18 protein-coding genes are annotated in these 15,670 nt (G+C 70.3%); 11 read left to right on the top strand and 7 right to left on the bottom strand.

Features of this window, described 5'->3' with window-relative positions; translation table 11 throughout:
• The first annotated feature begins 8 nt into the window (after nucleotides 1-8).
• The 3 genes from glpK to ACOACQ_RS21020 are packed head-to-tail and all read left to right on the top strand — an operon-like array spanning nucleotide 9 to nucleotide 4,062.
• Entirely contained in the window at nucleotides 9-1,526 is a 1,518-nt protein-coding gene (glpK, locus tag ACOACQ_RS21010; protein ID WP_378601091.1) for a glycerol kinase GlpK, read from the top strand.
• The gene (locus tag ACOACQ_RS21015) at nucleotides 1,526-3,301 is read left to right on the top strand and encodes a glycerol-3-phosphate dehydrogenase/oxidase (RefSeq protein WP_420289235.1); all 1,776 of its coding nucleotides are present in this window, start codon (nucleotides 1,526-1,528) and stop codon (nucleotides 3,299-3,301) included. Before glpK ends, ACOACQ_RS21015 begins: the two co-directional genes overlap by 1 nt.
• Complete coding sequence (locus tag ACOACQ_RS21020; protein ID WP_420289236.1) at nucleotides 3,301-4,062, top strand: SDR family oxidoreductase; 762 nt, start codon at nucleotides 3,301-3,303, stop codon at nucleotides 4,060-4,062. Before ACOACQ_RS21015 ends, ACOACQ_RS21020 begins: the two co-directional genes overlap by 1 nt.
• Here the strand turns inward: ACOACQ_RS21020 and ACOACQ_RS21025 are convergent.
• Nucleotides 3,948-4,859, bottom strand: a complete 912-nt coding sequence (locus ACOACQ_RS21025; RefSeq protein ID WP_420289237.1) for an SURF1 family protein — start codon at nucleotides 4,857-4,859, stop codon at nucleotides 3,948-3,950. The genes ACOACQ_RS21020 and ACOACQ_RS21025 overlap by 115 nt on opposite strands.
• 68 nt (nucleotides 4,860-4,927) lie before the next feature.
• Here ACOACQ_RS21025 and moaA point away from each other — a divergent pair, with 68 nt between their 5' ends.
• Nucleotides 4,928-5,920 (top strand): GTP 3',8-cyclase MoaA, encoded by a 993-nt coding sequence (gene moaA / locus ACOACQ_RS21030; protein ID WP_420289238.1) that lies wholly within the window; start codon nucleotides 4,928-4,930, stop codon nucleotides 5,918-5,920.
• Between the two features lie 82 nt (nucleotides 5,921-6,002).
• Here moaA and ACOACQ_RS21035 read toward each other — a convergent pair whose 3' ends face one another.
• The 3 genes from ACOACQ_RS21035 to ACOACQ_RS21045 form a co-directional block, all read right to left on the bottom strand.
• Complete coding sequence (locus ACOACQ_RS21035; protein ID WP_420289239.1) at nucleotides 6,003-6,923, bottom strand: DUF559 domain-containing protein; 921 nt, start codon at nucleotides 6,921-6,923, stop codon at nucleotides 6,003-6,005.
• Nucleotides 6,924-7,092: 169 nt separating this feature from the next.
• Nucleotides 7,093-7,281, bottom strand: a complete 189-nt coding sequence (locus tag ACOACQ_RS21040; RefSeq protein ID WP_378601079.1) for an acetone carboxylase — start codon at nucleotides 7,279-7,281, stop codon at nucleotides 7,093-7,095.
• Nucleotides 7,271-7,564, bottom strand: coding sequence for a DUF3099 domain-containing protein (locus ACOACQ_RS21045; RefSeq protein ID WP_378601077.1), 294 nt, complete (start codon nucleotides 7,562-7,564; stop codon nucleotides 7,271-7,273). The genes ACOACQ_RS21040 and ACOACQ_RS21045 overlap by 11 nt, the downstream gene beginning before the upstream one ends.
• 37 nt (nucleotides 7,565-7,601) lie before the next feature.
• Between ACOACQ_RS21045 and ACOACQ_RS21050 the strand changes: the two genes are divergently transcribed.
• From ACOACQ_RS21050 to fabI, 3 genes are all read left to right on the top strand, one after another.
• The gene (locus tag ACOACQ_RS21050) at nucleotides 7,602-7,817 is read left to right on the top strand and encodes a dodecin (protein ID WP_378601075.1); all 216 of its coding nucleotides are present in this window, start codon (nucleotides 7,602-7,604) and stop codon (nucleotides 7,815-7,817) included.
• A gap of 175 nt (nucleotides 7,818-7,992) precedes the next feature.
• A complete protein-coding gene (locus tag ACOACQ_RS21055; RefSeq protein ID WP_378601073.1) occupies nucleotides 7,993-8,703 on the top strand; it encodes a beta-ketoacyl-ACP reductase in 711 nt (236 codons plus the stop codon).
• Nucleotide 8,704: 1 nt separating this feature from the next.
• The gene (fabI, locus tag ACOACQ_RS21060) at nucleotides 8,705-9,508 is read left to right on the top strand and encodes an enoyl-ACP reductase FabI (RefSeq protein ID WP_420289240.1); all 804 of its coding nucleotides are present in this window, start codon (nucleotides 8,705-8,707) and stop codon (nucleotides 9,506-9,508) included.
• Here the strand turns inward: fabI and ACOACQ_RS21065 are convergent.
• Nucleotides 9,437-10,186 carry a TIGR02206 family membrane protein gene (locus ACOACQ_RS21065; protein ID WP_420289241.1) on the bottom strand — a complete coding sequence of 250 codons (750 nt, stop codon included), beginning with the start codon at nucleotides 10,184-10,186 and terminating at the stop codon, nucleotides 9,437-9,439. The genes fabI and ACOACQ_RS21065 overlap by 72 nt on opposite strands.
• 29 nt (nucleotides 10,187-10,215) lie before the next feature.
• On the opposite strand from ACOACQ_RS21065, the gene ACOACQ_RS21070 reads away from it, so the two are divergent.
• Nucleotides 10,216-10,731 carry a SixA phosphatase family protein gene (locus tag ACOACQ_RS21070; RefSeq protein ID WP_420289242.1) on the top strand — a complete coding sequence of 172 codons (516 nt, stop codon included), beginning with the start codon at nucleotides 10,216-10,218 and terminating at the stop codon, nucleotides 10,729-10,731.
• A gap of 111 nt (nucleotides 10,732-10,842) precedes the next feature.
• Nucleotides 10,843-12,315, top strand: a complete 1,473-nt coding sequence (locus ACOACQ_RS21075; RefSeq protein WP_420289243.1) for a hypothetical protein — start codon at nucleotides 10,843-10,845, stop codon at nucleotides 12,313-12,315.
• Between the two features lie 31 nt (nucleotides 12,316-12,346).
• Here the strand turns inward: ACOACQ_RS21075 and serB are convergent, their stop codons facing one another.
• The gene (serB, locus tag ACOACQ_RS21080) at nucleotides 12,347-13,582 is read right to left on the bottom strand and encodes a phosphoserine phosphatase SerB (RefSeq protein ID WP_378601065.1); all 1,236 of its coding nucleotides are present in this window, start codon (nucleotides 13,580-13,582) and stop codon (nucleotides 12,347-12,349) included.
• 29 nt (nucleotides 13,583-13,611) lie between these two features.
• Nucleotides 13,612-14,361 carry a hypothetical protein gene (locus ACOACQ_RS21085; protein WP_420289244.1) on the bottom strand — a complete coding sequence of 250 codons (750 nt, stop codon included), beginning with the start codon at nucleotides 14,359-14,361 and terminating at the stop codon, nucleotides 13,612-13,614.
• 32 nt (nucleotides 14,362-14,393) lie between these two features.
• On the opposite strand from ACOACQ_RS21085, the gene ACOACQ_RS21090 reads away from it, so the two are divergent.
• Together ACOACQ_RS21090 and ACOACQ_RS21095 are read left to right on the top strand one after the other, a co-directional pair.
• On the top strand, nucleotides 14,394-15,191 hold the full coding sequence (locus ACOACQ_RS21090) for an ABC transporter ATP-binding protein (protein WP_378601061.1): 798 nt from the start codon (nucleotides 14,394-14,396) through the stop codon (nucleotides 15,189-15,191).
• 9 nt (nucleotides 15,192-15,200) lie between these two features.
• Nucleotides 15,201-15,665 carry an NfeD family protein gene (locus tag ACOACQ_RS21095; protein ID WP_378601059.1) on the top strand — a complete coding sequence of 155 codons (465 nt, stop codon included), beginning with the start codon at nucleotides 15,201-15,203 and terminating at the stop codon, nucleotides 15,663-15,665.
• The last annotated feature ends 5 nt before the right edge of the window (nucleotides 15,666-15,670 follow it).

Raw genomic sequence — 15,670 nt, forward strand, 5'->3', positions numbered from 1 at the left:
GTTGGTGCATGGCGAGGTACGTGGGGGCGATCGACCAGGGCACCACCAGCACACGCTTCATGGTGTTCGACCACGCCGGGCGCGAAGTGGCCCGGCACCAGCTCGAGCACCAGCAGATCCTGCCGCGCGCCGGGTGGGTCGAGCACAACCCCGTCGAGATCTGGGAGCGGACCTCGTCCGTCGTCCAGACCGCCCTCGGCAAGGCCCGCCTCGACGCCAGCGACCTCGCTGCGGTCGGCATCACCAACCAGCGCGAGACCACGATCGTGTGGAACCGCCGGACAGGCCGGCCGCTGCACAACGCGATCGTGTGGCAGGACACCCGCACCGACGCGATCGCCGCCGCGCTGGACCGCGACGGTCGTGGCGACGTGATACGCCATCGCGCCGGTCTCCCTCCGGCGACGTACTTCTCCGGCGGCAAGCTGAAGTGGATCCTCGACGAGGTCCCGGGCGCGCGGGAACTCGCGGAGAAGGGCGACGCCCTGTTCGGGACTCCTGACACGTGGGTGCTCTGGAACCTCACCGGTGGACCCGACGGCGGTGTCCACGTCACCGATGTGACCAACGCGAGCCGGACCATGCTGATGGACCTGGAGACCCTGGACTGGGACGACGAGCTGCTCGGATTCTTCGGGGTTCCCCGCGCGATGCTTCCGGAGATCCGCGAGTCATCGGCCACGACGCCGTACGGAATGACCCGGCTGCACGGTCCCTTCAACGGGGAGGTGCCGATCACCGGCATCCTCGGCGACCAGCAGGCCGCGACCGTCGGGCAGGTCTGCTTCGCGCCGGGCGAGGCCAAGAACACCTACGGCACCGGCAACTTCATGCTCCTCAACACCGGCACCGAGATCGTGCGCTCCAAGGCCGGCCTGCTCACGACACCGGCGTACAAGCTCGGCGACGAACCCTGTGTCTACGCACTGGAGGGCTCGATCGCGGTGACCGGATCGGCGGTGCAGTGGCTGCGCGACCAGCTGGGCATCATCAGCGGAGCCTCGGAGTCGGAGTCGCTGGCCGCCCAGGTCGAGGACAACGGAGGCGTCTACTTCGTGCCCGCCTTCTCGGGGCTCTTCGCGCCCTACTGGCGTTCCGACGCCCGCGGCGCCATCGTCGGCCTGTCGCGCTTCAACACCAACGCCCACGTCGCCCGGGCCACGCTCGAGGCGATCTGTTACCAGTCCCGCGACGTGATCGAGGCGATGTCGTCGGACTCAGGAGTGACGCTGGAAGTGCTCAAGGTCGACGGCGGCGTGACTGCTAACAGCCTCTGCATGCAGATCCAGGCCGACGTCCTCGGCGTACCGGTCAGTCGGCCCGTCGTCCCGGAGACGACCGCGCTCGGCGCCGCCTACGCAGCCGGGCTCTCGGTCGGCTACTGGGCCAACACCGACGAGCTCCGGGAGAACTGGCAGGAAGACACCCGCTGGGAACCGCACTGGAGCGAGGACCAACGTGCCGCGGGATACGCCCAGTGGCAGAAGGCCGTACAACGAACCCTTGACTGGGTGGAGGTCCACTGATGAATCCCGCTCCACTCTCGCCCCGTGGCCGCGCTGCGGCGCTGAAGCGGATGGCCAACCAGCACCTCGACGTCCTGGTGATCGGTGGGGGAGTCGTCGGCTCCGGCGCTGCCCTCGACGCCGCGACCCGCGGACTGGCCGTCGGACTGGTCGAGGCCCGGGACTTCGCCTCGGGCACGTCCAGCCGCAGCTCCAAGCTGATCCACGGCGGCCTGCGCTACCTCGAGATGATGGACTTCCGGCTCGTCGCCGAGGCGCTGAAGGAGCGCGGCCTGCTCATGCAGCGACTCGCTCCGCACCTCGTGCGGCCGGTGCCCTTCCTCTACCCGCTCACCGGACGCGGCTGGGAGCGTTGGTACGCCGGTTCCGGGGTCGCACTGTACGACGCCATGTCCAAGGCCAGCGGGTACGGCGACGGCGTCCCGATGCACAAACACCTCACCCGTCGTGGGGCGCGCAAGGCGTTCCCGTCGCTGCGCAAGGACGCCCTCGTGGGGGCGATCCGCTACTACGACGCGCAGGTCGATGACGCCCGCCACACCATGTTCCTCGCCCGCACCGCGGCGACCTACGGTGCCGCCGTGGCTTCCCGCACCCGTGTGCTGGGCCTGATCAAGGAGAGCGAGCGCGTCGTCGGCGCCGAGGTGATCGACCTCGAGACCGGCCGCCGCTTCGAGATCCGGGCGTCCCAGGTCATCAACGCCACGGGTGTCTGGACCGACGAGACCCAGGGCATGGCCCGCGAGCGTGGTCAGTTCAAGGTGCGCGCCAGCAAGGGCATCCACCTCGTCGTTCCCCGTGACCGGATTCGCGGCGAAGCGGGGCTGATCCTGCGGACCGAGACCTCCGTCCTGTTCGTGATCCCGTGGAAGCGGCACTGGATCATCGGCACCACCGACACGGACTGGGAGCTCTCCAAGGACCACCCGGCGGCCAGCTCCAGCGACATCGACTACCTGCTGACCAACGTCAACAAGGTGCTCGAGGTGCCGTTGACCCGCGACGACGTCGAAGGCGTGTTCGCAGGACTGCGGCCGTTGCTGGCGGGGGAGTCGGCCGCCACGTCGAAGCTCTCCCGCGAGCACGCCGTGGCGCACAGCGTCCCCGGGCTCGTGGTCGTGGCCGGCGGGAAGTACACCACCTATCGGGTGATGGCCGCCGACGCCGTCGATGAGGCCGTGCACGGCCTGGAGAGCGTGCTGGGCCGCAAGGTCGGGGAGTGCGTGACCGAGCGGATCCCGCTCGTCGGGGCGGACGGCTACCAGGCCCTGTGGAACCAGCGCCGCACCCTCGCGACGCAGTCGGGGCTCGCCGTCAACCGGATCGAACACCTGCTGGAGCGCTACGGATCGCTCGTGCTCGAGGTGCTGGACCTGATCGCAGCCGAGCCGGACCTGGCCGAACCGATGCCCGGGGCCGAGGACTACCTCCAGGTCGAGGCCGTCTACGCCGTGACGCACGAAGGCGCGCGGCACCTCGACGACGTGCTGACCCGCCGGATGCGGATCTCGTTCGAGACCTTCGACCGCGGAGTCGCCGCGGCGCCGCACGTGGCCGACCTGGTCGGCGGGTACCTCGGCTGGGACGCCAACCAGCGGGAGCGGGAGGTCCAGCACTACGTCAAGCGGGTCGAGGCCGAACGGGAGAGCCAGCGCCAGCCCGACGACCACACGGCCGACGCGGCGCGCAAGGGCGCACCGGACGTCGTACCGGTGTCCCGGATCGCCGAGTCGCTGGAGTCGCTCGAGATCGTCGATGCCCTGGAGACGCCCTGATGGACCTGTCCCTGCAGGACCGCGTGTACGTCGTCACCGGCGCGACCCGCGGACTGGGCCGTGCCACGGTCGAAGCGTTGCTGGCCGATGGGGCACGCGTGGTGCTGTCCGGTCGTGAGAGCGCCGGAGTGGATCGGGCCGTCGCCGAGCTCGGCGCACCCGGGGCGGTCGTCGGGGTGGTGGCCGACAATGCCGATCCGGCGACTCCTGGCCGCCTGATCGCGGCTGCACAGGAACGCTGGGCGCGGCTCGACGGCGCGCTGATCAGCGTGGGTGGCCCTCCGTCCGGGACGGTCTCCTCCGTCACCGACGAGCAATGGACGCAGGCCTTCGGGTCCGTGTTCCTCGGCGGTGTGCGGCTGGCACGGGAGATCGGTGCAGCCCTCGGTGAGGGCGGGAGCCTGGCCTTCGTGCTGTCGACGAGCGTGCGGCAACCGATCGCCAACCTCGCCGTCTCCAACGGCCTCCGACCGGGCCTCGCCATGGTCGCCAAGACGCTGGCCGATGAGCTGGGGCCGCGCGGGATCCGCGTCAACGGCCTGCTGCCCGGCCGGATCGGCACGGAACGGGTCGCCGAGCTCGACGCCTCCACCGGTGACGCAGCAGCGGCGCGTGCTGCCGCGCTCGCCCAGATCCCGCTCGGCCGCTACGGGGATCCCGAGGAGTTCGGACGGGTCGCGGCGTTCCTGCTGTCGCCGGCGTCGTCGTTCGTCTCCGGTGTCATGGTCCCGGTCGACGGCGGCATGGGCCGCGCGCTCTGACGCTCCCGGCCGGAGAACGGTCCTCCGGACCGCTTCTTGGCCGTCGTCCGTGACCCGCGGGGCCCGTGCTTGCGTTCGTCCCAGGCGAGGTAGCCGAAGCCACCCAGCGCCAGGACGCCGAAGAACCACCACTGCAGGCCGTAGAAGAAGTGCGGTCCCTCGCCCAGTTCGGGGAGCTCGACGGGCTCCAGGTCCTCGGTCGGCTCCGGGTCCTCCGCCTTGAGTGCGACGAACCCGGTGAAGACCTCGCGATCGATGGCCTCTCCGATGGGGCCGCTCGCGATCGCGCGGGTCGAGTGCTCGTTGACCTGCGTGCTGTCACCCGTCCCGTCTCTGCGGACCCAGCCGGTGACGGTCACCTCGCCCTCGGGCGGTGCAGGGAGGTCGGTGTGGGTGATCTCGGGGTTGTCGGTGGCGAACCAGCCGCGGTCGACCAGCGCGGTCGTCCCGTCCGGCGTCACCAGGGGTACGACGACCTCGACCCCCGGGGCGGACTTGCGCGTGCGGTACCGGACGACGACGGTGTCGTCGACGTCGTACTCACCGGTGACGGTGATGAGGCGCCATTCGTCGGACTCCTTCACCTCCCGGCCGGGTTCGAGCACCTCGGCGAGCGGGACCGGGTCGCGCTCCTCGTTGGCGCTGACGATCGTGTTGCGTTCCTTGCGGTCCTCCAGGCGGCCGAACTGCCACTCGCCGAGCCACCACGTGGCGTAGCCCACGAGCAGGATCGCCAGGAAGAAGAGCACCCAGCGACGGCTCAGCAGGAAGCGCCAGGAGGCCAGCCACGATCGCACGGGTCAACGGTAGGTCCCCGGGGTGGTCGCCGGCGCGTCGCCCCTGAGTGGCGACCTATGCTGGACGGATGCAGCCGCTGATCGATCGCCACGGCCGGGTCGCCACCGACCTGCGTGTCTCGCTGACCGACCGCTGCAACCTGCGGTGCACCTACTGCATGCCGCCGGAGGGCCTGGAGTGGCTGCCGGCCGACGACCAGCTCAGTGACGACGAGATCGTCCGGTTGATCGGGATCGCTGTCCAGCGCCTCGGCGTCAAGGAAGTCCGGTTCACCGGTGGCGAGCCGCTGGTCCGCCGGGGTCTCGTCGACATCGTGGGACGCGTCCGCGCGCTGGACCCCGACGTCGAGATGTCGATCACCACGAACGCGCTGGGCCTGGCGAAGACCGCCGGCGCCCTTGCCGAGGCGGGGCTCAACCGGGTCAACGTCAGCCTCGACACGGTGCGCAGCGACACGTTCCAGGAGATCACCCGCAGGGACCGCTTCACCGACGTCGTCGAGGGCCTGGCCGCTGCCGAAGCCGCTGGGCTCGGGCCGGTGAAGGTCAATGCGGTGCTGCTTCGCGGCGTGAACGACGACCAGGGCCCCGAGCTCCTCCAGTGGTGCCTGGACCGTGGCTACCACCTCCGCTTCATCGAGCAGATGCCGTTGGATGCCCAGCACGGCTGGAGCCGTGACTCGATGGTCACGGCCGACGACATCTTCGCGTCCCTGGCCACCACGTTCGCCCTGACGCCTGCCCGCGAACCCCGCGGAAGCGCGCCCGCGGAGCTCTTCCTGGTCGACGGCGGCCCGGCGACCGTGGGGGTGATCGCCTCGGTGACCCGACCGTTCTGCGGCGACTGCGACCGGGTACGGCTCACGGCCGACGGCCAGGTGCGCAACTGCCTGTTCGCACGCGACGAGTCCGACCTCAGGCTCGCGATGCGCGGCGGTGCCAGCGACGACGCGCTGGCCGACCGCTGGCTCACCGCGATGCTCGGCAAGGCCCCCGGTCACGGCATCGACGACCCGACCTTTCTCCAGCCCGATCGCCCGATGTCCGCCATCGGCGGCTGATCCGCCGAGTTGGGGTTTGTCACGCGCGAGTTGGGGTTTGTCACGCGCGAGTTGGGGTTTGTCACCACCGACATGGGGTTTGTCACCACCGACGGTTCGTGTACGACGGCGCCAGGGCTGCGCGAACCTCCCGGATCCAGCGGTCCCGCGCCACCCCGGTGAAGTCACCTCGCTTCACCACGATCACGGTCCATCCGTTCTCGCGTAGCCAACGCCGCCGCTCGCGGTCGTCGTCGCGTTGCTCCGGTGTCTGGTCGTGGGCCTCCTCGCCGTCGTACTCGACGGCCACCTTGGCGTTCACGTAGGCGAAGTCGAGGCGGTACGTCGGCACGCCGTCGATCACGATCCACCACTGCGGCTCGGGCGCAGGCAGTCCGTGGTCCAACATCTCGATGAGGACCCATGCCTCCCGGGGCGACTCGATGCGGGGATCGACCAGTGGAACGAGCCCACGGCACTGGATGACTCCCCGGCGGCCCCGGAAGCGGGGCACCTCCAGCGCAAGGTCGCCTGCCGTGAAGCCATGGAGTCTCGCCAGCGTGTTCATGGCGGCGAAGGCTTCACGTCGGCGCAGGTTGCAGCCCAGGTCCATCGCGGTCCGGATCGGGGCGGTGACCCTGAGGCCATGCAGCTCGATGACGTCACCGGGTGCGAGGTCCCGGGTGCGCCCGTCCGCCTCCGGCCGTCGCGTCGGATTGCGCCCGCGGACGGCACACGACTCGACCGGCGGCAACAGGTCGTGCTCGCTCATCACGTGCATGTCGACCCCGAGCAGCCACGCCGCCGTACGGTCGCGGATCACATGGTGGTCCGACGTACCGAGCGCGACGACGTGCGCCCGCAGCTCGACGGAGTCCGGAAGATCGGCGCGGGCATAGACACCGCGGGCCCAGCGGATCAGCAGCCCGTTGCGGGTGTCGAGCTGGAGCCGGCGGGGCGAGATGCCCAGGGCGGCGGCGTCTGCCGCCGTGAACGGAACTGCGGGATAACACGTCTCGGTCATGGGTACGACGATCCGCGGGCGCCGAGCGCCTGCCCACTGCCCGGGGCGGTGCTGTGGACAGACCACCTCGTCGACGTACCTGTGGAGGGTTGGTGGACACGACGGCGACGACAAACCCCAACTCGGGGGTGACAAACCCCAACTCGGGGGTGACAAACCCCAACTCGCGCTAGGAGTGGGGGACGGTGTCCTTGAGGAAGCCGCGGGCACCGAGGAAGAGCTCCAGGGATTCACGGTGCTCGGCGCAGGCGAGCCAGATCTTGCGGCGCTCGGGGGTGTGCAGCTTCGGGTTGTTCCAGAGGAGCTGCCACACCGCGGGCTCGCGGCAGCCGCGGGCCGAGCAGAAGTCAGGCTCCATGGGTGCCGGGTCCGAGCTGGCGCTGCGCGTCGCCGCCACCGGTGAGGGGGAGCGCGGTGGAGCGGCTGTCGCCGGCGTTGGCGAGCACCACCGCGACATAGGGCAGGAACACGGCCCCGACGATCAGGATCGGCCAGAGCCAGCCGATGCCGGCCGCGCCGGCGAGGACGGCCCCGATGAAGCAGAACGTCCGGATCGTCATCGCGATGGCGTACTTGCGTTGCCGACGGGCCATGTCTGCCTGGGGGTTGTCACCGGCGGTGGTGATCCGGATGGCATCCATACCCCGCAGCCTACGGCCCCGTGAGTAGTCTTCACCCATGTCCAACCGCACCTACCGCGTCAGCGAGATCGTCGGCACGTCGCCCGACGGGATCGACCAGGCCGTCCGCAATGGCGTCGACCGCGCCGGCAAGACCCTCCGGCACCTCGACTGGTTCGAGGTCACCCAGGTCCGCGGACAGATCAAGGACGGCCAGGTCGAGCACTTCCAGGTCACGATGAAGGTCGGCTTCCGCCTCGAGGACGACGAGTAGTAGTCCCCTTCCGCGCCGGCAGCACGGCGGGAGTCGTCGGCGGCAGCTTGCTGCCCGCACTTCGACGGAGACGGGCTCGGCCAATCGAATTTGTTGGGGTCCCACAAGGGATCCTGATGATCTTGGTGCCCGCTGGGCGCGAGCCGGACAGCCCGCCCCCCGTAGCGTCGTGGGCGTGAACTCACCACGCTCCGTCTTGGTCACCGGAGGCAATCGCGGCATCGGCCGCGCCATTGCCGAAGCCTTCCTCGCTGAGGGCGACAACGTCGCGGTCACCACCCGCAGCGGCGGTGCCCCCGAGGGCGCGCTCGAGCTCAAGGCGGACGTCACCGACCCCGCCGCGCTCGAGGCCGCCTTCAAGGCTGCCGAGGAGGCCCACGGCCCGATCGAGATCCTGGTCGCCAACGCCGGCATCACCGCCGACACGCTGGTCCTGCGGATGTCGGACGAGGACTGGGACTCGGTCATCGCGACCAACCTCACCGGCTCGTTCCGGCTGGCCCGTCGCGCCGCCAAGGGGATGATGCGCCAGCGCAAGGGCCGGATCATCTTCATCTCGAGTGTCGTCGGCCTGCTGGGCTCGCCCGGCCAGGTCAACTACGCGGCGTCCAAGTCCGGCCTCGTCGGCATGGCGCGCTCGCTGGCCCGCGAGCTGGGCCCGCGCAACATCACCGCGAACGTCGTTGCTCCGGGGTACGTCGACACCGACATGACCGCCGTGCTGAGCGACGAGCAGAAGGAAGGCATTCGCAGCCAGGTCCCGCTCGGTCGGTACGCCGACCCGGCGGAGGTCGCGGGTGCGGTGCTGTGGTTGGCCAGCCCGTCGGCGGCGTACGTCACCGGTGCTGTGATCCCTGTAGACGGCGGACTTGGAATGGGGCACTGACATGAGCGACACGAACATCAACCCGAACGGCATCCTCGCCGGCAAGAACATCCTGGTCGCGGGGGTCACCCTCGACACCTCGATCGGCTTCGCGGTGGCGAAGTTCGCGCAGGAGCAGGGCGCCACGGTGCTCATCTCGAACTTCGGCCAGGCACTGCGGATCACCCGCCGGATCGCCAAGCGGCTTCCCGAGCTGCCGCCGGTCCTCGAGCTGGACGTGACGGACGAGGAACACCTCGCGGGCCTGCCGGACCAGGTGCGTGAGCACCTCGGCGCCGACGCGGTGCTCCACGGCGTCGTGCACTCCATTGCCTACGGAAACCCGGAGACGCTCCTGGGTGGCAAGTTCCTCACCGGTCCGTCGAAGGACGTCGCCCAGGCCGTCGAGGTGTCGGCGTTCTCGCTCAAGTCCCTCGCCGTGGCCTGCCACCCGCTGATGAGCGAAGGCGGTTCGGTGGTCGGACTGACCTTCGACGCCTCGGTCGCCTGGCCGGTCTACGACTGGATGGGTGTGGCCAAGGCGGCCCTCGAGTCGACGTCGCGCTACCTCGCCCGCGACCTCGGTGCCGACGGCATCCGGGTCAACCTGGTCTCCGCCGGCCCGCTGCGCACGCTCGCAGCCAAGGCCATCCCGGGGTTCGAAGAGCTCGAGTCCATGTGGAGCACCCGCGCCCCGCTCGGTTGGGACAACGTCGACCAGGAGCCGACGGCCAAGGCTGTCTGCGCGCTGCTGTCAGACCTGTTCCCGGCCACCACGGGCGAGATCGTCCACGTCGACGGCGGCTTCCACGCCATGGGTGCGTGACGGACCGCTGTCGGTCCCGAACGCGCGCTGGGCGGCCAGCGTCATCAGCGCCCAGGCCAGGAACACGATCGCGATCTCCTCGGCGACGTACCACGGCCACGGGCCGAGCAGGTCGAGCACGGACGTGCGCGGCTTGCGCAACAGGTAGCCGTAGTTGGTGTCCGCGAGCACGTTGAAGACGTACGTCGACACGGCCCACACCAGCGTCGTGGCGACTGCTGCGCCGAAGTCACGCCAGCGGGGCGCCTTCCTCAACCCGATCACGAGGTAGATGGCTGCCCACACCACGAGCAGGTGCAGCGCCCAGAACGCGAAGTAGCGCGGATGGGGCAGGTCCTCGTTCAGCGACGGCGTGACGACACCCTGGATGGTCAGGGTCAGTCCCCAGAAGAACGTGAGCGCCACCGGGAAGCGGTGATGCGTCCACAGCGCCCACGTCGCAGCGATCCACGCGAGGTCGCACAGGTGCAGCGGCAGCGTGACGTCGATGTCGAAGTTGTAGGCCAGGTCGATGACCTGGAACGGCACGGTCGCGGCCGGGATGAGCAGCGCGCAGGTGCGGCTGAAGCCGGTCGGGCCGTCGACGACGGCGTGCCGCCGTCCCAGGAGTACGGCGGCCACGACCCCCACGACGAACAAGGCCAGCGGGATCAGGTGGGTCGGTCCGTACTGGGTCACGGTTCCAGCATGGGGCCTACGATGCTGGTGTGAACAGCATCCGGCGCCTGGTGGTCGTGCGCCACTCGAAGGCAGAACAGTTCGCGCCGAGTGACCTGGAGCGGGTCCTGAGTCCCCGCGGGCGTGCCGACGGCAAGGTCCTGGGGGAGTGGCTGGCCGGTCAGGGCGTGGTCCCGGGAACCGCCTACGTCTCCTACGCGGCCCGCACCCGCGAGACCTGGCAGGTCGTCGCCGAGGGCGCTGGCTGGGAGATTGAACCGCACATCGACGGCTCCCTCTACGGCACGGACGAGTTCGGTGTCCTCGAACTGGTCCACACCACACCTGAGGACGTCGAGACGGTCGTCGTGGTCGGCCACAACCCGACCATGGAGATGCTCGCGCAACAGCTCGACGACGGCGAGGGCACCGCCACCGGGTCGGTCGAGATGGGGACGTTCCCGACCAGCACGGCCGCCGTTTTCGAGGTCGACGGACAGTGGTCGGACATGGCACCGATGCGGGCGCGCCTGCAGGCCTTCCACGTGGGACGCGCCGCGGAGTAGTCCTCGGTTCCGGTGACTGGCGGCGCGCCACCTGCCACGGGAGAATCGGGGCCTCGGGGTTCTACGGGGCGCCCTCATGACGAGCGGGTGTCCGTGACCAGGGGGCCCGAATTGGCGACGACTGACATCTCCCTCGAGTACGACGCCTGCGTGATCGGTGCGGGTGTCGCGGGCCTCAACGCGGTCCATTCCGCGACGTGCTACCTTGGGCCGAGCGACCGGATCGCGCTCGTCGACGTACGCGACGGTCCCGGCGGCATGTGGCGCGACACCTACGACTTCGTCCGGCTCCACCAGCCGCACCCGATGTTCACGGTCGGCGACATCCCCTGGGGCAGGGCGTTCCCGCCGGAACACCTCGCCAGCAGGCCCGAGGTCCAGGAGCAGTTCGAGCACTGCCTGGCCCAGCTCGGGAAGCGGGTCTCCCTCGACGCCCGGTTCGGGCACCGCTACCTCGCCCACGAGGAGCACGACGACCACGTCACGGTCACCTTCGAGCGCATCGAGGACGGAGCCCGGTTCGAGCTGCGCACGAAACGACTGATCAAGGCGATCAGCTACGACGTCCAGCCGTCGGTGCCGCTCGCGCTCTCGAGCGACCGGGTGCGGTCCCTGACTCCCCACGACCTCTCCGGTGACCTCCCGCCGGGCGACGATCCCATCGTCATCGTGGGTGGAGGAAAGACGGCGATGGACTCCGCGCACCACCTGATCCGGCGCTTCCCCGGCCGCGACATCCGGATGGTCATCGGGGACGGCGTCATCTTCGCGAACCGGGACCTGCTCTACCCCGTCGGAGGCAGGCGCTGGACCCGGGGCACCCTCCCCGCAGCCTTCTTCCTGCTGATCGCGCAGGCGTACGACGGCACGAATCCGGCTGTCCCGCTCGACCGTCTGCGCGAGAGGGGCGCCCTGGCGATCAACGACCGTCCCCGCCAGTTCCAGTTCGGCATGATCTCCCCGGCCGAGGTCGACGCGATCAGGCAGGGCGTGTCCAGCGTGATCGAGGACCGCCTGGTCGACGTCGTGGACGACGGAGACGGTGCTGCCCTCCGGTTCCGTGACGGGCCGCAGGTCGCCGTACCGACGGGGACGTGGATCGTGAACTGCACCGGCTACATCTTCCGCAACGGGTCGGGGCCTGCCGAGCCCTATGTGTCCACCGGCGGGCGGGTGCTCTCCATCAACGGCAGCTCCACCGTGATCTTCCTGGGGAGCTTTGCCGGCTACTTCCTGACCCACCTGATGTTCCGCAACCTGCTCGACAAGGTCCCGCTCTACCAGATCCCGCTGAACGAGCTCTCCCGCAACGCCAAGGAGAACCTCGGCGCCGCCGGCTCGGCGCAGGCGGTGCTCAACCAGCTGCTCCTGCTGAAGGCGCTCCCCGTCAAGGTGTTCCAGGACTGCCGCCTGGACTACAACCAGTGGTACCCGCTGCCGCGCCAGCTCCCCCTCGTGGCCAGGCAGGTGATCAACAGCCGCCGGTACCAGGCCCACTGTCGCGAGGCCCTGGACGAGCTGGGTCGACGCACCGGCCTCGACATCGGGCCACTCGCCCACGTCGCGGCGCACAGCAGCGCCTGACAGCGCTGCGGGAACGCGCTACGGAGGCGGTTCAGCCCAGCGGGGGAGCAGGCGTGACGATGCCGTCGGCGGCGTCGGCCGCGACGATCTCCTCGCGGCTGATGCCGAGGAGGTACATGATCGTGTCCAGGTAGGGCACGTTCAGCGAGGTGTCCGCGGCCTCCCGGACGACCGGACGTGCGTTGTAGGCGATGCCCAGTCCGGCCGCGTCGAGCATGTCGAGGTCGTTCGCGCCGTCGCCGATGGCGATCGTGGCCTCCACCGGCACCCCGAGGTCGGCGGCGAACTCGCGCAGCGCGCGGGCCTTGCCGGCGCGGTCGACGACGTCACCCACGACCTCGCCGGTGAGCTTCCCGTCGACGATCTCCAGCGTGTTGGCCCGGGCTCGGTGGATCCCGAGATCGTCGGCCAGTCGATCGGTGATCTGGCTGAACCCGCCGGAGACGATGGCGAAGCGGTAGCCGAGGCGACGCAGCGTGCGCACCATCGTGCGGGCACCGGGGTTGACCACGATGGCGTCGTACACCTCATCGAGGGCGGTGGCGTCGAGGCCGGCGAGCAGCTTGACCCGGGCCCGCAACGACTGCTCGAAGTCGAGCTCGCCCCGCATCGCCAGCTCGGTGATCGCGGCGACCTCGGCGCCGTGCCCGGCATGGTCGGCGAGCATCTCGATGACCTCGCCCTGGATCAGGGTCGAGTCGACGTCCATGACGATCAGGCGCATGCCGTGGCGCAACAGGTTGGCGGGCTGGACGGCCACGTCGATCCCGTGGGCGGCCGCCTCGATCGCGAGCAGGGTGCGCAGCCGGTCCGGGGGCGCTCCGGACACGTGCACCTCGATCGCGGTGACGGGGTAGCGCGCCATTCGCTCGATGCGGTCGATGTTGCCGCCACAGTCGGCGATCCGGCCCGCGATGGCGGCCATCGCCGATGCCTTCAGCGGCCCGCCGATCACGGTGACGTGCGCACGGTGGTGGGCACGTGAGCGGTTGTCGCCCGATCCCTTCTCGAACTCGACGCTCATGCCGAGCCCCTCGACCGTCGCCGTGACCGCCTTCCGGAGCTTCTTGCCGTCGCGCGGCGCACTGACCAGGACGCCCAGGACGAGCCGTCCGCGCATCAGGATCTGTTCGAGGTCGACCACCGCGACAGCGGACTGCGACAGGGTCTCGAGGACCGCCGAGGTGACGCCGGGCCGGTCGGTGCCGGTGACGGTGATCAGCAGCGTGTCGTCGGCCCCAGGGTGGGCACTGTCTTGTGGGCTCATCGCGGCTGAAGGTTATCGCTCCCCGGCCCTCAGGACGGTGGAGGCCAGCCATCCGGTGCGCAGGCGGCCGTCAGGGCACGCCGTACGGCGCGATCCAGCGGCTCCAGCGCAGCCCGGCGAGCGGCTGCCTCGCTCGCGCTGACGGCGCCACCATCGTCCTCGAGGGCAAGTTCGACCACCGCACCCAGGTGCAGCGCCCGGCCGGCGAGGTCAACCGCCCGCGACGGCGTGCCGGCAGGCGCGGTCAGGGGCACGCCGGCGCGCAGGTCGTGCAGCTCATCGGCCACCTCCGGTCGCCACCGGGCCACGTCGAGCTCCGCGAGCGCGCTCGCTGCGGTCAACAGGGTGCTGCGCAGGTCGCGGTCGGCCTCGCCGAGATCGGGTGGGGGTCGCCGCTCGGCCGGGTACAGCGCCCACTCGATGGCGCGGCCCACCCGGTACGGCACCAGGCCGGTGTTGGCGCCGAGCAGCAGCACTGCCTCGGCCTGCTCGATGGCGGCGCCGGTGAAGGCGGCAGGCCCCCGCAGGCCGACCGGGTCGCCCGGCGCCGGGAACGCCGCGGCGACCTGGTGCGCGCCCCGGTTGCGCGCCGAGGCGAGCTCGAGGAGCAGCGGAGCCGGGGCGTCCCCACCCACCACCACGTGCGCGACATCGCGATCCGCGTCGTCCGGATCGGCACCGCCCAGGACACCGTCGAGGCACTCGTCCGGGCCGATCCGTCCCTGCAGCCAGGCGGTACCCCACCACGCGACGCGCGCGGACGCTGGCAGGTAGGTCACCCGCACAGCCTAGGGCTGGCTAGGGTTGCCCCATGTCCGCTGTGCTCGAGCTTGCCGAGGTGAGCGTGCGCCGTGGCCAGGCCACGCTCCTGGACCGGGTCAGCTGGGTTGTTCGTGATGGTGAACGCTGGGTCATCCTCGGTGCCAACGGCGCCGGCAAGACCACCCTGATGCAGGTCGCCGCCGCCCAGATGTACCCGACGTCCGGCGCGCTCGGGATCCTCGGTGAGCTGGTCGGCACGATCGACGTCTTCGAGCTGCGCCCGCGCATCGGTGTCTCCAGCGCGGCCATCGCCGAGCGGATCCCGCGCGGCGAGACCGTTCGCGACATCGTGATCTCGGCGTCGTACGCGGTCCTGGGCCGGTGGCGTGAGGAGTACGACGACGTCGACCACTCCCGTGCCGACGCACTGCTGCGCGAGGTCGGCGTGATGCACCTGGCCGACCGCACGTTCGGGACCCTCAGCGAGGGCGAGCGCAAGCGCGTCCAGATCGCGCGCGCCCTGATGACCGACCCCGAGCTGTTGCTCCTCGACGAGCCCGCCGCAGGTCTCGACCTCGGCGGCCGGGAGGACCTGGTGTCGACGCTGTCGGTCCTGGCGTACGACCCGTCGTCCCCGGCGACCGTCCTCGTCTCCCACCACGTCGAGGAGATCCCGCCCGGTTTCACCCACGTCCTGATGCTGCGCAACGGTGGCGTCGTCGCCGAGGGACCCCTCGCCACGACACTCACGCCCGAGGCGTTGTCGGCCACCTTCGGGATGCCGCTCGACCTCGAGGAGCACGACGGTCGCTACGCCGCCCGTCGCAAGCAACGGCACCGTGGCTAGAGTCTGTGCATGGACTGGCTTCGGGACCACTTGTGGGAGACGTGGCTGATCGTCGCGATCCTGCTGGGCGTCGCGGAGACGCTCACGCTCGACCTCTTCCTGCTCATGCTGGCCGGCGGGGCGTTGGCCGGGATGGGCACGGCGCTCGCGACCGACAACGTGATCCTCTCCGTGCTGGTCTCGGCAGGCGCAGCGCTGCTGCTCCTGGTCGGCGTCCGCCCGCCCCTCGTGAAGCGCTTGCACGGCGGTCCTGAACTGGTGCTCGGCCACGCGAACCTGATCGGCACGCGCGGAGTCATCACCGAAACCATCCAGGCGCACCACCCGGGCCGCGTGAAGCTCGGTGGCGAGAACTGGCTCGCGGTGTCCACCGGCGCCGAGACCGGCATCGAGGTCGGACGCACGGTCGAGGTCGTCCAGATCACCGGTGCCACCGCACACGTCCGCCCCGTCTCGGACCCCGAGCTCGGCTGAAGGAG

It is taken from the genome of Nocardioides sp. CPCC 206347 (genome assembly GCF_048654605.1).
Classification (GTDB): Bacteria; Actinomycetota; Actinomycetes; order Propionibacteriales; family Nocardioidaceae; genus Nocardioides.

What these genes read in the sequence shown, in the direction of transcription:
- ACOACQ_RS21020 (WP_420289236.1), top strand. Translation starts at nt 3,301, where the DNA reads ATGGACCTGTCCCTGCAGGACCGCGTGTACGTCGTCACCGGCGCGACC.
- ACOACQ_RS21045 (WP_378601077.1), bottom strand. Translation starts at nt 7,564, where the DNA reads ATGGATGCCATCCGGATCACCACCGCCGGTGACAACCCCCAGGCAGAC.
- glpK (WP_378601091.1), top strand. Translation starts at nt 9, where the DNA reads ATGGCGAGGTACGTGGGGGCGATCGACCAGGGCACCACCAGCACACGC.
- ACOACQ_RS21095 (WP_378601059.1), top strand. Translation starts at nt 15,201, where the DNA reads ATGGACTGGCTTCGGGACCACTTGTGGGAGACGTGGCTGATCGTCGCG.
- ACOACQ_RS21035 (WP_420289239.1), bottom strand. Translation starts at nt 6,923, where the DNA reads ATGACCGAGACGTGTTATCCCGCAGTTCCGTTCACGGCGGCAGACGCC.
- ACOACQ_RS21015 (WP_420289235.1), top strand. Translation starts at nt 1,526, where the DNA reads ATGAATCCCGCTCCACTCTCGCCCCGTGGCCGCGCTGCGGCGCTGAAG.
- ACOACQ_RS21090 (WP_378601061.1), top strand. Translation starts at nt 14,394, where the DNA reads ATGTCCGCTGTGCTCGAGCTTGCCGAGGTGAGCGTGCGCCGTGGCCAG.
- fabI (WP_420289240.1), top strand. Translation starts at nt 8,705, where the DNA reads ATGAGCGACACGAACATCAACCCGAACGGCATCCTCGCCGGCAAGAAC.
- serB (WP_378601065.1), bottom strand. Translation starts at nt 13,582, where the DNA reads ATGAGCCCACAAGACAGTGCCCACCCTGGGGCCGACGACACGCTGCTG.
- ACOACQ_RS21040 (WP_378601079.1), bottom strand. Translation starts at nt 7,281, where the DNA reads ATGGAGCCTGACTTCTGCTCGGCCCGCGGCTGCCGCGAGCCCGCGGTG.
- ACOACQ_RS21050 (WP_378601075.1), top strand. Translation starts at nt 7,602, where the DNA reads ATGTCCAACCGCACCTACCGCGTCAGCGAGATCGTCGGCACGTCGCCC.
- moaA (WP_420289238.1), top strand. Translation starts at nt 4,928, where the DNA reads ATGCAGCCGCTGATCGATCGCCACGGCCGGGTCGCCACCGACCTGCGT.